Source organism: Actinopolymorpha sp. B17G11 (assembly GCF_040196095.1).
GTDB lineage: Bacteria > Actinomycetota > Actinomycetes > Propionibacteriales > Actinopolymorphaceae > Thermasporomyces.
Genome location: NZ_JBEFTW010000001.1, coordinates 399,887 through 413,301 on the forward strand (window position 1 = coordinate 399,887; position 13,415 = coordinate 413,301).

The window sequence follows — 13,415 nt, forward strand, 5'->3', positions numbered from 1 at the left end:
GGCCATACTTCCGAACGTGGTCGAGAGCACGCACACCGACGGCCGGGCCGGAATCGATGCCACCCTGGTGAAGCGACTGATCGCGTCCCAGTTCCCGCAGTGGGGCGATCTTCCCGTGACGCCGGTCGAGATCGACGGGTGGGACAACCGCACCTACCGGCTCGGTGACGAGCTGACCGTGCGGCTCCCCACCGCCGAGGCCTACGCTCCCGCCGTCGACAAGGAAGATCGCTGGCTGCCGATCCTCGCGCCGGCGTTGCCGGTGCCCATCCCGGTGCCGGTGGCGAAGGGAGCTCCGGGCGAGGGATACCCGTTCAGCTGGTCGATCCGGCGATGGATGGACGGCGAGACCGCGAGCCCCGACCGGATCGAGGACATGGCGACCTTCGCGACCTCCGTCGCCGAGTTCATCCTTGCGCTGCAACGCATCGACGCGACGGGCGGGCCGCCGGCGGGCGCGCACAGCTTCTACCGTGGTGCGCCGCCGGCCCACTACGACGAGGAGACCCGCCGCTCGCTCACCGCGCTGAAGGGCCGCATCGACACCGACAAGGCGGCGGCCGTGTGGGATGCCGCACTCGAAACCACCTGGGACGGCCCGCCGGTGTGGTTCCACGGCGACATCGCGAGCGGCAACCTCCTGGTCAGGGACGGAAAGCTCACCGCCGTCCTCGACTTCGGCACCTCCGGCGTCGGCGATCCCGCCTGCGACCTGGTCATCGCGTGGACGATGTTCTCGGGACAGAGCAGGGAGGCGTTCCGGCGCTCGGTGGGTCAGGATCACGCGACGTGGGCGCGGGCGCGGGGGTGGGCGTTGTGGAAGGCGCTCATCACCCTCGTCAACGACATCGACACCGACGAACGGGCGGCCGCGGGCAACCGGCGCGTGATCGACGCGATCCTGGCCGACCACGATCGCACCGGTTGACTCAGGCGTACTGGCCGCGGAACTTCTGCTCGAGGCCCTCGAGGGTGTGGTGGCGGCGGTCTGTGCGTACGTCCGGTCGATGCACCACCAGTGACGACTCGCCGACGGCAGGACCGCGGTCGTTGCGCTCGCCCGCGCGAACGGATAGACCGAACGGAGCCGCGAGAACCGCGCTGACGGAAGGTGGACCATGAGTGACCTCGACAGCGACCGCGACGCCGATCTCCAGGCCGACCTCGACGCGGACTTCGATGCCGCGGTGGCGGCTGTCCGGGCCCAGGACACCGACCCGGGGAACGACGTGAAGCTGCGGCTCTACGCGTTGTACAAGCAGGCGACCGTCGGCGAGGTCACGGGGAAGCGGCCGGGGTTCACCAACCCCGTGGGCCGCGCGAAGTTCGACGCGTGGGACGCCGTGCGCGGTATGTCGGCAGCGTCGGCCAAACGTGCGTACATCGCTCTCGCCGCCGACCTGCCACGGTAGGTCTCGGGTCCCAACGGTCTCGCACACGTGGGCGAGCTGCGACTGCTTCACCCGGCACGGCGAAGTCAACGTTTCCAGCCGCGGCGAACTCGTGGGCAGACTCTTTGCCGAGCACTACCTGCCGATGCACACCAGAGAACTCGCCCACATCGACGAGAGCGTCAAGGGAACGACCTATCTGACCTGACCGGTCGCGGGCCCCGCCGGCCTGCCGCGGTAGTAGTCGGCGAGCGCGGCGAACGCGGCCTTGGGTTCCCACGGCATGCCGGGGTAGGTGTCGCCGGTGCGGTCCTGGAAGACTTTGACGATGCCGTACGACGCCCTGTCCAGGTCGTCGGCGGGGTCTGCGTCGGGGCGATGCGGAAGCTGGTAGCCGGCGAACGTGTAGACGAATGCCGCGTCGACCCCCTCGGCATCGAAGATGTCCAGCAGTTCGCGCAGGTAGGTGGCCTGTTCGGTTTCGTCGCGAAGGTGGTCGCCGGTAAGCCGGACCGGCGTGACGGTCTCCTTGTCCCACTCGATGATCTCGCCGCCACGGGCGCCCATGTCCGCGGCACCGCGATACGTCGCGCAACCGAACTCGGTGATCGCGACGGGCTTTCCCTGCGCGACAAGGGCACGGATGCCCTTGCGGTAGCTGGCGGCGACCTCGACCGATCGGTAGGCGTCGACGGAGATGATGTCGAACGGCGTCCAGTCGACGTTCTCGAACGGGATGGCGGCGTAGCTGACCCTGCCGCCGAAGCTCTCGCGGACCACCGCGACGGCCGCGGCGAGGAATTCGTTGATGCGTACGGGAACGCCCGGCAGTACCTCGCGCAGGCGATGGGGCGCAGCCAGTAGCTCGATGCGCTCGGCGAGCGTCTCGCCGGGCAGAAAACCCTTGTTCAGCAGGCTCAGTTCCGCGCCGGTGACGAACACGACCTCGGCTCCGGCACGGCGCAACCGCTCGGCACGGTCTGCGCAGTCCGCGAGCAGGGCGAGCATCTCGTCGGTGGTCAGGTCGCACGTGAACGGTGAGTACCAGATCTCCAGGCCGAGCTCGGCGGCAATCGTGGCAGCAATGTCCAGCCGGTCTGGATCGCCGCCGATGACGCGGACCGCGTTGCAGTGCAGGTCGTCGCGGATGACGCGCAGCTCGCGCTTCACCACGTCGACGTCGAACGGTTCGCGGGAGCTCACTCCGGAGTTGAGGAAGCCGGTGTCGTAGCTGATGCCGTTGGCTCGCATCTGGATGCCTCTCACTGCAGGGATCGGGATCGGCGCCTTGGGATCTCCCGGCGACCTATCCTCACTATAGGGTACTGCGAGTACCTTAAGTGAGATCCGGTCAGCGCGCTAGACCAAGGAGGCGTAGGGTACGTCTCGTGCCGGAAGGTGGAGGCGTCGATGGCCGATGACCCGTCGGCGAGGGCGGGCGCCACGCCGTCGAGGCGGCGGGGAACAGCCCTCGAGGCGGCGATCCTCCACGCCGCGGCGCAGGAGCTCGCCGAGGCCGGATATGTCGGCCTGACCATGGATCGGGTCGCCAAGAGGGCCGGCACCAACAAGAACGCGATCTACCGCCGCTGGCCCAACCGTGCCGCCCTCGGCGTCGCGGCGTACCGGCATCTGGCGATCGACAGACTGGAGCTTCCCGACACCGGCGAGCTGCGCGCCGACGTGCTGGAGTTGATGCGGGGAGCAAACCGGCACTGGTCCTCGCCTCTGGGTGAGATCCTTCGTGGCCTCCTGTCCCACGTCGGCGACGACCCGGCCGTGCGCAGGGAGTTGCAGGACCGGTTCAGCGACGGCGGCAGCGCCATCTGGCTGACCGTGCTGGGACGGGCCGTAGCTCGAGGTGAGGCCGCCCCGGAGGTCCTCCATCCCCGAGTGGCCACCGTGGCGGTCGTGCTGCTGCGCAACGAGTTCGTCACCCGTGGAGTCACCACGGTCCCCGACGACGTGCTGGTCGAGATCGTCGACGAGGTATATCTGCCCCTGGTCCGCGGGCGCGGGCGCGCATCGGCGCCAGAGTGATCATCGTGACCCCAGGAATTGCGAACCCAGGGGACGTGACGCACGCGAGGTAGCCTGAATTCGACGGCGCCGGAACGGTCACACTGCGGGGATTCCAGAACTTTTCGCCTCATTCTCAGGTTGCGGAAATCCGCGGCAGGGCCGAGTGCAGTATCGGCGCGAGGGGGCTTTGGTGAAGGGCTTTTCGCTGACCTACGACGGATTCGATCCTCCCGGAGAAGGTTTGCGGGAGGCGTTGACCTCCACCGGCAACGGCTACCTGTGTACGCGCGGTGCCGCCGAGTGGGAGGACGCCGACGGCGTGCACTACCCCGCTACGTACGCCCATGGTGGTTACAACCGCGAAACGACAATCATGGGTGGGTTGCCGGTTCTCAACGAGGACCTGGTGAATCTGCCCAACTGGCTGGTGCTCAAGCTGCGCATCGAGGGCGGCGAGGCCATCAGGCTGGCCGACGTCGAGCTGATCAACTATCGGCACGAACTCGACATTCGCCACACCATGGTCGTCCGTGAGTTGCGGTTCCGCGACCATGACGGCCGGGTGACGACCCTGCGCAGCCGGCGGTTCGTCAGCATGGCCGACGTTCACCACGCGGGCATCGAGTGGACGCTCACGCCGGAGAACTGGTCCGGGCGGGTCGAGGTCGTCTCGGCCCTCGACGGACGCGTGACCAACCATGGTGTGGCCCGCTACCAACAACTCGAGGGCCGCCACCTCGACCCCGTGTCGCCACGTACGTTCGGGCCTGAGGTGATCGCGCTGAAGGTCCAGACGCGCCAGTCGAACCTGTACGTCAGTGAGGGCGCGCGGACACGGGTCTTCGACGACAGCGGCGAGCCGATCAGCGTCGAGCGGAGCCTTTACCAGATGGAGGACTACATCCAGCAGGTGCTGGGCTTCGATGTCCACCAGGGTTCGCCGACGCGGCTCGAGAAGATGGTGACCTTCTTCAACTCCCGCGACCCCGCGACCAGTGACACGCTCGAACGCGCGGGAACCTCGGCCCGGCGCTACAAGGACTTCGGCGAGGCGTTGGAACGCCACACCTCGGCGGTGACCGAGCTGTGGTGTGCCTGCGACCTCGACGTGCCGGGCGACGATCGGGTGCAGTTCCTGCTGCGGCTGCACATCGGGCATGTCTTCCAGGTCTGCTCCCATCACACCGCCGACCTGGACACCGGCGTGCCGGCCCGTGGGCTCAACGGCGAGGCGTACCGCGGACATGTGTTCTGGGACGAGCTGTATGTCTATCCGTTCCTGAACTACCGGATGCCCGAGGTCACCCGGTCACTGCTGATGTACCGCTACCGGCGCCTGGGCGAGGCGCAGGCCGCCGCGCGTGAGTCCGGTCTGCGCGGCGCGATGTATCCGTGGCAGAGCGGGAGCGACGGCAAGGAGGAGACCCAGCGAATCCACCTCAATCCGCTGTCGGGACGATGGGAACCAGACCTCAGCCACAACCAACGCCACGTCAACGCCGCGATCTTCTACAACATCTGGCACTACTTCCTGGCCACGGGCGATCGGGCGTTCCTCGGCGACTACGGCGCGGAGATGATGCTGGAGATCGCGCGGTTCTGGGCTTCGATGGCGCAGTTCAACCCCGAACGTGGACGCTATGAGATCCACGGCGTGATGGGCCCTGACGAGTTCCACGAGAAGTATCCCGGTGCCCACGAAGGAGGTCTGCGCAACAACGCCTACACCAACGTGATGGTGGCGTGGCTGTGCCGACTGGCCCAGGAGGTGCTCTCTCTCCTTCCCGCGAGTCGGGTCGACGCGCTCCGTGGACGCCTCGGGCTTCGTGACGAGGAGCTCAGCAGGTGGGAGGACATGAGTCGGCGGATGTTCGTTCCGTTCCACGATGACGGGATCATCAGCCAGTTCGAAGGATATGAGCACCTGGAGGAACTCGACTGGGACGCCTATCGCGCGAAGTACACCAACATCCAACGGATGGACCGGATCCTGCGTGCCGAGGGTGATGACCCGAACCGCTACAAGGTCGCGAAGCAGGCTGACACGGTGATGCTGTTCTTCCTCTTCTCCGCTGAGGAGTTGAAGGCGATCTTCGACCGACTCGGATATCCGTACGCCGAGGAGACCGCGCACCGGAACATCGTCTACTACGACCAGCGCACGTCGCACGGTTCCACGCTCAGTTATGTCACGCACGCGGGTGTCCTGGCCGAGTACGACCCGGTGAGTTCGTGGGAGCGGTTCCGGGTGGCGCTGGAAAGTGACGTCTGCGATGTCCAGGGTGGTACGACTCAGGAGGGCATCCACATGGGTGTCATGTCCGGCACGCTCGACCTCGTCCAGCGGGGGTACGCGGGGACCCAGATCCGCAACGGCGTCCTGTACTTCGCTCCACGGCTTCCTCGGCAGCTGGAACGGTTGCGGTTCTCGATGCAGTTCCGGGGGACCCCGCTCAGGGTGGAGTTCGCCGAGGGTCACCTCACGCTGTCGGTCCATTCCGAGGGCGTGAGCAGGCCGATCAGGGTCGGCGTCGGTGACGTGATCCACGAGCTCTGTCCCGGGGACCAGCGCACGTTCGTGCTCTCCACCGACAACGATCTCGTGCACGACGTCTGAGGACCGCAGCAGGACCAAAGGGGGAAGCAGACATGGCGAAACGCTTCGAGGGCGGAATCTTCGACGTCGACGGCGTTCTTGTCGACTCGCCGCATGAGAAGTCGTGGCGTGAGTCGCTGCGCGAGCTGATGGACTCGGAGTGGCGCGACATCCGCGACCAGACCACCTGGTCGCCGGACGCGTTCACCTCCCAGGTCTACCAGCAGGAGTTGTCGGGCAAGCCCCGCATGGCCGGTGCGCACGCGGCACTCACCTACTTCCACGTGCCGGACGAGGAGGGAAAACGCGTCGAGGAGTACGCACAACGCAAGCAGGACACGCTGATCCGGCTCATCGACGCCGGCGACTTCCACGCCTACCCGGACGCTCTGCGTTACATCATCGCGGTGAAGGACGCGGGCATCGGAACCGTGGCCGCCTCTTCTTCGAAGAACGCCAACCTTTTCCTCAGGCAGATCCGGCTGGACACCTTCGCTGCTGAGCAGGGCATCTCCTCGCCGTCGGTCCACCCTGGCCTCACCCTGCTGGACTACTTCGACGCCAACGTGTCGGGTCGTGACTTCACGCACGGCAAGCCGCACCCGGAGATGTTCCTCGCCGCGGCCCACGAACTCGGCGTGGCACCGGAGAACGCGGTGGTGATGGAGGATGCCGCGGCGGGGGTCGAGGCCGCGAAGGCCGGCGGGATGGCCGCGGTCGGGATCGCCCGCGCCGACGATGCCGCACTGCTGGAAAAGGCCCACGCCGACCTCGTGGTGACCTCACTCGACGAGGTCGATGTCACCGCACTGACCCAGGGGCGCCTGGAAGTGCGTGGCAGTTAGGGATTCGTGTCCTCGGAGTCCGGGTGCGGTGGATTGTCGCAGACGACTCATGTCTGTGACCGCGCCCGCGCCGCGTTCGGTCAGAGGAGACCGGCGTCGCGTACCTTCATCGCGACATGGACCCGGTTGTCCGTGCCCAGCTTGGCGAAGATCCGGGTGATGTTCGCCTTCACGGTCGCGACGCTCACGTAGAGCCGGTCGGCGATCTCGGCGTTGGACGTCCCTCGGGCCACCTCGATGGCGATTTCCCGTTCGCGCTCGGTGAGGGTGGCCAGCTCACGCTCCGCCTCCGGGCGACGCGGTTCGTGCCGACCGGTGGCCGCCGCGATCACCTGGTGGGTGACGCTCGGCGACAGGACCGGCTCGCCCTTCGCCACGGTACGGATCGCCTCGATCATCTTCGGCGGTGGCGTGTCCTTCAACAGGAAACCGTCGGCGCCGAGCCGCAGAGCCCTGAGCACCATGTCGTCGGCGTCGAACGTCGTGAGGACGAGGATCCGCGGCGGTTCCGGCTGCGCCAGCAGCAGTTCGGTGGTGGTGAGCCCGTCCTGGTGGGGCATCCGGATGTCCATCAACACGACGTCCGGCCGGAGATCACCGATCGCGTCCATGGCCTTCCGGCCGTCCTCCGCCTCGCCGACGATCTCCAGGTCGGCCTCGCCACCGAGGATGAGGCGCAGCCCGGTTCGTACCATCGGGTCGTCGTCCACGATCACCAACCGGGTCATCGCGCGGCCTCCCATGGGAGTCGGGCGTCGAGGACGAAGCGTCCGTCGGCGAGGGCGTGGTCGAGTGTGCCGCCGGCCATCCGGGTTCGTTCGGCCAGGCCGACCAGACCCAGTCTCCCTCCGGGACCCGCGGGCGTCCCGAACGTGGTCGGGTTGCTCACCCGGATGCACAGTCCCTCGCCCGGCCGGCCGCCGAGTTCGGCCCGCACCCGACTGCCCGGCGCGTGCTTGCGGGCGTTGGTCAGAGCCTCCTGCACGATCCGGTACGCATGGCGACCGGTGTGTGTCGGCAACAGGTCCCGGTCGGTGATGGTGTCGTCGACCTCGACCTGCTGGCCGGCAGCGCGTACCTCGTCGAACAACGCGTCCACCTGGGCGAGGGTGGGCTGCGGAGCTTCGAGGCCGCCGTCGGAGCGGAGGGTGCCGAGCACACCGCGGAGTTCGTTCAGGGACTGGTGCGCGTTCTCCTGGATCGCCAGCGCGGCAGCACGGGTCTCCTCCGCCGAGAGGTCCGTCCGGTACGCCAGCCCACCCGCGAGCATCGACAGCAGCGAGATCCGGTGGGCCAGGACGTCGTGCATCTCCTGCGCGATCCTGGCGCGCTCGGCCAACCTGGCACGCTCGATCTGCTGCTGTTGTTCGCGTTCGGCCGCCAGCGCCGCTGCCCGCTCGGACGCGGCCAGGTCGCGGCGCCCTCGTAGGTACAGCCCGAAGACGGTCAGCCCACCGAGAACGGTGGTCCCGGTCACGAGGGAGACGACCGTGGCCTGGGTGAAGCCACCCCAGCTGGCCTGTGTCGCCAGGCAGAGCCAGCTCACGACCGCAACGGGGACGAACTGGCGCCAGCGGCGATGCGTACACAGGGATACGTACGCGACGTAGGCGGGGCCGGTCGCCGTGGTGGAGAACGCGGTCAGCAGGGCGGTCGCCAGGGCGGTCTGCCACGGCCAGCGGCGCCGCCACCGCATCAGGACCAGACCGACGAGGCTGAGCCCGACGTCAGCCAGCGCCGACCAGAGCCGGGCATGGTCCTCGGACACGACGTGGACGAGGACGGCGCCGAAGAAGAGCATCGGCAGGCCGGCGCACAGGTAGCGCAGCGCGACGCCCTGCTTGTCCGGGGCCGGCTGGTTCTCCGTCCGGTCGTCCACGGCCCTCAGCCTAGGTCTCATCGAGACGATCTCTTAGCGACCTGGGTCGATATCGGGGTGGCCGCAGGTCTCGATCGCGGGCGGCGGACCTGTCCCCGCGTCTCGGAGTTCTCGCCCTGGGTTCGATGCTCGGCGGCCTGGCAGCAGGTGGACTTGGGTCTGTGATCGAACTCAGGCGAATCAGCAAGATCTACACCGAGGTGAAGGCGCTCGACGACGTGTCCTTCTCCGTCGAACCAGGAAGCATCACGGGGTTTCTCGGCCCCAACGGTGCCGGAAAGTCCACGGCCATGCGCATCCTGGTCGGCCTCTCCCGCCCGACGTCGGGCTCGGCCACGGTGCTCGGCAGGGCGTACGCCGACCTGGACTGCCCGGGGGCCCAGGTCGGCACACTGCTCGACGCGAGCGCCCAGCATCCGGGCCGCACCGGGCGGGAGGTCCTGACCCTGGGGGCGATGCTGCTCGACCTGCCGAGGTCGCGGGTCGACGAGATCGTCGACCTGGTGGGGCTGACCAGCCGAGAGGCCGGCCGACGGGTCGGTGGCTACTCGCTCGGAATGCGACAGCGCCTGGGCATCGGCCACGCCCTCCTCGGCCACCCCAAGGTGCTCGTACTGGACGAGCCGGCCAACGGCCTTGACCCGCAGGGAATCCAGTGGATGCGCGGGTTGCTCCGGCACCTCGCCGACTCCGGGTGCTCGGTGCTGCTCAGCTCGCACCTGCTGCACGAGGTGGAGCAGGTCGCCGACCGGATCGTGATGATCGGCCGCGGCCGGGTCCTCGCGCAGGGCGCCGTCGACGAACTCAGTCGGGGCCGGAGCCTCGAAGACACCTTTCTCGAACTCACCGCGAACGCCGATCGGAGTGCCGCATGAACCGCGCCCACCCGAAAGGAAGACCGATCCCGTTCCCTCGCCTGCTGTCGGTCGAGACCCGCAAACTCTTCGACACCCGCGCCGGCATGGTCGTGACGGGGATCCTGATCCTCGTGTCCCTCGGAGCCATCGTCGGGCGCGGCCTCGTCACCGGCCCGCACTGGCACACCCTGGTCGGCACGGCCGGGATCGGGTTCGGCACCCTGCTCCCCGTCCTCGGAATCCTCACCGTGACGAACGAATGGAGCCACCGCACCACCCTGACCACGTTCGCGCTCGAACCTCGACGTGCGCGGGTCCTGGCAGCGAAATGCCTGCCACCGTTGATCCTGGCCGTCGCCGCCTCGGCGTTCGCGATGCTGGTCGCCGTACCCGTGACGGCCGTCATCGGGAGGGTTCAGGACGTTAGCGCGACCTGGGAAGTCGCGCCGGGCGCCCTGCTTGCCTGGACCGCGTCGAACGTGCTCGTGGTCGCGATGGGGCTCGCCCTGGGCATGCTGCTCCTGAACGCACCTGCCGCGATCGTGATCTGCCTGTCGACCACGGTCGTGTGGTCCGTCGTCAGCAGGCTCGGCGCCGCCGGCGAAGCCCTGGCCGGATGGCTTGACCTGAACACCAATGCCGCCTCCCTGATGTCCGGCGACATGACTGGTGATGATGCCGCCCGCCTGGCGACGTCGATGCTCTGCTGGATCGCCGTTCCGACGGCCATCGGTGTCGTACGCACCGTTCGCAGGGAGGTGAGCTGACGTGCGAACGTCGTTCGTCCGCACGATTCTCGGCGGGGTTGTTGTGGGTCTGGCCCTGATCACGACAGGTTGCGGCGTGGACATGTCCCGGGTGACCTCAGAGGCGGTGGTCCCGCTCGAGCAGGCATCGCTCGACAGCGCCGCCGACAACCGGGTCGTGGGCATCGGTGAGGCGACGCACGGCAACCGGGAGTTCGTGCGGATACGCAAGGTGATCATCGCCAGGCTGGTGCGGGACCACGGCTTCCGTACCGTCACCCTGGAGGCTGACTTCGGCGGTACGGCCGTCGCCAACGACTACGTTCTGACGGGCCGGGGCAGTGCCGTGGCCGCGGCCGAGGCCCTCGGCTTCGACATCTACCGGACGCGCGAGACCGCGGACCTGCTCGCGTGGATCCATGATCACAACGCGAGTGTGGCTGCCGGTGACAAGGTGCGCCTCTACGGCTTCGACATGCAGCGCTATGACCACAACAAGGCCCGCCTCCTGCGTTATCTCGCGACCGTGGACCCCGATCAGGTCCGTTCGGTAGCGGAGTCACTGGCCGACCTCTCCGACGCCACCAGATCCGAACAGGACAAGGAGAAAGTCGCCGCCGCCGCGGACGCGGCCGAGCGGCTCGTCGTCCGGATGAGGGCGAACCGGCAGGCGTATGTGAACGCAAGCTCACCGGAGTCCTTCGCGCTCGCCGTGCACCACGCCGAGACGATCTGGCGTGGGGCCGAGTTGCAGACGTCAGGAAACGACTACGCGCGCAAGCGGGACGCCTGGATGGCCGAGAACGTCAGCTGGATCACCGACCTCGAGAACGCTCACGGACGGAGGAAGGTCGTCGTCGCCGGCCACAACGGCCACATCGACAAGACCGGCGCGGCGTTCCGGTTCGCGTCGATGGGGGAGCGGCTGGCCCGCGCGTACGGTGAGGACTACTTCTCCATCGGCACCGAGTTCGGCACGAGCACGTTCGTCAGCAGGGACGAGGGTTCCGGCGAACGTCGGCGGTTCACGGTGAGCCATGACACGCCGCTGGCGAAGCTGTTCGGCGACGAGCGGTGGGGATATGTCGACGTGGCGCGGGCCTCGTCACGGGCCGGCAACAGTGAGCTGCTTGGCTCCAAGACCCGGATGGGGAGCGTCGGCGACAGCTTCCGGCCGATCTATCGGCATCTGAGCTGGGCTTACACAGTGACGATGGTGCCCGCCCATGCGTACGACGCCCTGGTGTACGTGCCACACGCCGGCCCGGTCACACCGCTGTGACCGCCTCGGCCCCTGATCGGGTTAACGTTCGGCCTATGCGTCCACGCGTGCCGACGGCACGGGAGTTGGCCGGCTACTTCCTGACCGCCCAACACCCGTTGACCCGCTTGTGGGTCGATGACGGCGTGCGGATGGAGCTGCTGACCGCGCAGCGGTTCGACGACGTGGCCCTGGCAACGGACCTGGAGCTCGCGGCGTCGAGGACGCTGCGGTTCGCGCCCGGTCAACCTGCCGAGACACTCCTCAACCGGTGGGTGGGCGCTGGCGAGGATCTCTTCGCGATGGCGAGCATGAGGTACGAGGGCGGAGACCCGACCAGGCCGTTCGTGGACGCGACGGTGACGAGTCGACCGTTCAGGGCCGATGACCTGCCGGCGTTGGCCCGGGCATGCGCGCAGCCCTTCGCGCCGCTGCGACCGCGCTATCTGCGGCTGTGGAGTGCCGAGCCGGTCGACTACTTCCCGGGAACCGCGCGGGACCGGCGGTCTGTCGCCGCGCCGGTGCGGGACCTCCGCGTCGGGACCGGCCAGGTGGTACCAGACGAGCTGGCCCTCGCACCGGCCTCGTCCCTGGCGTACTACGACGAGGCCCGGGTGGCGTACGACGACGTGGATTCCGAGCACCACGCGCATGCGCACCAGGCGGTGCTCTCGGACCGCGACGATCTCGAGGAGTACTTCGCGGCCGGCACGTTGTTCGACGTCACGGTCGGGGGTGAGTGGGCCGGCTACGTCGCGGTGAGCACCGAGGGAGAAACGCTCGGCATGCCGGCGTACGTCGTCAAGGAGCTCGTCCTCGCCACGAGGTTCCGCGGGCGCGGCTACGGAGCACACCTCGCCACGTTGCTCGCCCGTGCCGTGCCGGACGAGACCCGTGTCCTGATCGGCAGGATCCACGCCGACAATCGCGGCGCCCGGCAAGCCGCCGCGCGCGCCGGCCGCGTCGACGTCGGCGGATGGCTCCAGGTGCCCTACCTGTTCCATGATCATGAAGGAAGATCGGCGTATACGCCCCAAGAACCTTCATGATCACGATCATGATCACGGGGCGCTCGGTGACCGTCGAATCAGTTCAGCATGGCCAGATCGCGATGCCGCCCCACCGCAGGTGAGAGCCGGATGTGCTCGACGCGAGGGGCCGCCGGCGTGGGAGGGCACGCGGATCCCACTCGCCGCGTGGGACCCAGCCGGGTTGGCGGTGCCACGCCGTCGGGCTGCGGGCGCGGCTCAGGTTCCCTGCCGGTCGCCGATTCCCTGCCGGCCGCCGATGCCATGGCGGATGCCGGTTCCATGGCCAGACCGGCCTGCGGACGCGCCTCGACCCCTGCGGCCGGGTGACGGCGACGCAAGCGCAGTGCGGTCACGAGTGTCGCACTCGCCCCGAAGAGCCCCGCGGAGTTGACGATCAACAGCGCAGGATCGATCCGGAGCAGGCCGTATGCCAACCAGATCACGCTGCCGGTCAGGGATGCCGCCAGGAAGGTGACGGAGACCTCGCGCGCGGAACCCGCGCGCCGCAGCTTGCGGGTCTGGTCGAGGAGGGCGAGCGCCTGAGCCAGTCCGACGGACGTCGCGACGGCGGTCAGGACACCAACGATCATGAGCGTTGCCTTCGTGGTCGTGGAGGGGGCCCCGGGCTTGTGACTTAGGTCCTTCGGTCGGTGCGGACATTCGCGCCGCATTCACAAGAGTTCAGCCCGAAGGCGCTTCGGCAGATCGCAGATTCGCACCAGATGCAGGAGGGCGTACGCACAGCGGAGCACCGGCAACGTGCAGCGACCTCACCTGAACAGGTGAG

The 13,415-nt window shown here is 68.1% G+C and carries 13 protein-coding genes; 9 read left to right on the plus strand and 4 right to left on the minus strand.

Going from position 1 to position 13,415, the window contains the following annotated elements:
* Positions 1 to 16 precede the first annotated feature (16 nt).
* Positions 17 to 928 carry an aminoglycoside phosphotransferase family protein gene (locus tag ABN028_RS01745; RefSeq protein WP_349695357.1) on the plus strand — a complete coding sequence of 304 codons (912 nt, stop codon included), beginning with the start codon at positions 17 to 19 and terminating at the stop codon, positions 926 to 928.
* A 190-nt stretch (positions 929 to 1,118) separates the two neighbouring features.
* Positions 1,119 to 1,412, plus strand: a complete 294-nt coding sequence (locus ABN028_RS01750; RefSeq protein ID WP_349328907.1) for an acyl-CoA-binding protein — start codon at positions 1,119 to 1,121, stop codon at positions 1,410 to 1,412.
* Between the two features lie 174 nt (positions 1,413 to 1,586).
* Here ABN028_RS01750 and ABN028_RS01755 read toward each other — a convergent pair whose 3' ends face one another.
* Positions 1,587 to 2,657: a glycoside hydrolase family 113 protein gene (locus tag ABN028_RS01755; protein ID WP_349695358.1), complete on the minus strand. Its 1,071-nt coding sequence runs from the start codon at positions 2,655 to 2,657 to the stop codon at positions 1,587 to 1,589.
* A gap of 144 nt (positions 2,658 to 2,801) precedes the next feature.
* On the opposite strand from ABN028_RS01755, the gene ABN028_RS01760 reads away from it, so the two are divergent.
* The 3 genes from ABN028_RS01760 to ABN028_RS01770 all read left to right on the plus strand — a co-directional run bounded on the left by ABN028_RS01760 (position 2,802) and on the right by ABN028_RS01770 (position 6,854).
* A complete protein-coding gene (locus ABN028_RS01760; protein ID WP_349328905.1) occupies positions 2,802 to 3,431 on the plus strand; it encodes a TetR/AcrR family transcriptional regulator in 630 nt (209 codons plus the stop codon).
* 172 nt (positions 3,432 to 3,603) lie between these two features.
* Positions 3,604 to 6,030 carry a glycoside hydrolase family 65 protein gene (locus ABN028_RS01765; RefSeq protein ID WP_349695359.1) on the plus strand — a complete coding sequence of 809 codons (2,427 nt, stop codon included), beginning with the start codon at positions 3,604 to 3,606 and terminating at the stop codon, positions 6,028 to 6,030.
* A 32-nt stretch (positions 6,031 to 6,062) separates the two neighbouring features.
* Positions 6,063 to 6,854, plus strand: coding sequence for an HAD family hydrolase (locus tag ABN028_RS01770; protein ID WP_349695360.1), 792 nt, complete (start codon positions 6,063 to 6,065; stop codon positions 6,852 to 6,854).
* An 80-nt stretch (positions 6,855 to 6,934) separates the two neighbouring features.
* Here the strand turns inward: ABN028_RS01770 and ABN028_RS01775 are convergent, their stop codons facing one another.
* On the minus strand, positions 6,935 to 7,582 hold the full coding sequence (locus ABN028_RS01775; protein ID WP_349695361.1) for a response regulator: 648 nt from the start codon (positions 7,580 to 7,582) through the stop codon (positions 6,935 to 6,937).
* The gene (locus ABN028_RS01780; RefSeq protein WP_349695362.1) at positions 7,579 to 8,733 is read right to left on the minus strand and encodes a sensor histidine kinase; all 1,155 of its coding nucleotides are present in this window, start codon (positions 8,731 to 8,733) and stop codon (positions 7,579 to 7,581) included. Before ABN028_RS01780 ends, ABN028_RS01775 begins: the two co-directional genes overlap by 4 nt.
* 161 nt (positions 8,734 to 8,894) lie before the next feature.
* Here ABN028_RS01780 and ABN028_RS01785 point away from each other — a divergent pair, with 161 nt between their 5' ends.
* From ABN028_RS01785 to ABN028_RS01800, 4 genes are read left to right on the plus strand one after another with little or no spacing between them, the layout of a single operon-like run.
* Complete coding sequence (locus ABN028_RS01785; RefSeq protein ID WP_349695363.1) at positions 8,895 to 9,608, plus strand: ABC transporter ATP-binding protein; 714 nt, start codon at positions 8,895 to 8,897, stop codon at positions 9,606 to 9,608.
* On the plus strand, positions 9,605 to 10,357 hold the full coding sequence (locus tag ABN028_RS01790; protein WP_349695364.1) for a hypothetical protein: 753 nt from the start codon (positions 9,605 to 9,607) through the stop codon (positions 10,355 to 10,357). The genes ABN028_RS01785 and ABN028_RS01790 overlap by 4 nt, the downstream gene beginning before the upstream one ends.
* Position 10,358: 1 nt before the next feature.
* Positions 10,359 to 11,618 carry an erythromycin esterase family protein gene (locus ABN028_RS01795; RefSeq protein WP_349695365.1) on the plus strand — a complete coding sequence of 420 codons (1,260 nt, stop codon included), beginning with the start codon at positions 10,359 to 10,361 and terminating at the stop codon, positions 11,616 to 11,618.
* A gap of 35 nt (positions 11,619 to 11,653) precedes the next feature.
* Positions 11,654 to 12,646: a GNAT family N-acetyltransferase gene (locus ABN028_RS01800; RefSeq protein WP_349328897.1), complete on the plus strand. Its 993-nt coding sequence runs from the start codon at positions 11,654 to 11,656 to the stop codon at positions 12,644 to 12,646.
* A gap of 38 nt (positions 12,647 to 12,684) precedes the next feature.
* On the opposite strand, the gene ABN028_RS01805 is transcribed toward ABN028_RS01800, so the two are convergent.
* Positions 12,685 to 13,218, minus strand: a complete 534-nt coding sequence (locus ABN028_RS01805; protein ID WP_349695366.1) for a SemiSWEET family sugar transporter — start codon at positions 13,216 to 13,218, stop codon at positions 12,685 to 12,687.
* Between the last annotated feature and the right edge of the window lie 197 nt (positions 13,219 to 13,415).

Bases quoted from the DNA above. Each gene is read 5' to 3' on its own strand.
- ABN028_RS01750 (WP_349328907.1), top strand. From the start codon at position 1,119: ATGAGTGACCTCGACAGCGACCGCGACGCCGATCTCCAGGCCGACCTC.
- ABN028_RS01760 (WP_349328905.1), top strand. From the start codon at position 2,802: ATGGCCGATGACCCGTCGGCGAGGGCGGGCGCCACGCCGTCGAGGCGG.
- ABN028_RS01770 (WP_349695360.1), top strand. From the start codon at position 6,063: ATGGCGAAACGCTTCGAGGGCGGAATCTTCGACGTCGACGGCGTTCTT.
- ABN028_RS01775 (WP_349695361.1), bottom strand. From the start codon at position 7,582: ATGACCCGGTTGGTGATCGTGGACGACGACCCGATGGTACGAACCGGG.
- ABN028_RS01790 (WP_349695364.1), top strand. From the start codon at position 9,605: ATGAACCGCGCCCACCCGAAAGGAAGACCGATCCCGTTCCCTCGCCTG.
- ABN028_RS01800 (WP_349328897.1), top strand. From the start codon at position 11,654: ATGCGTCCACGCGTGCCGACGGCACGGGAGTTGGCCGGCTACTTCCTG.
- ABN028_RS01805 (WP_349695366.1), bottom strand. From the start codon at position 13,218: ATGATCGTTGGTGTCCTGACCGCCGTCGCGACGTCCGTCGGACTGGCT.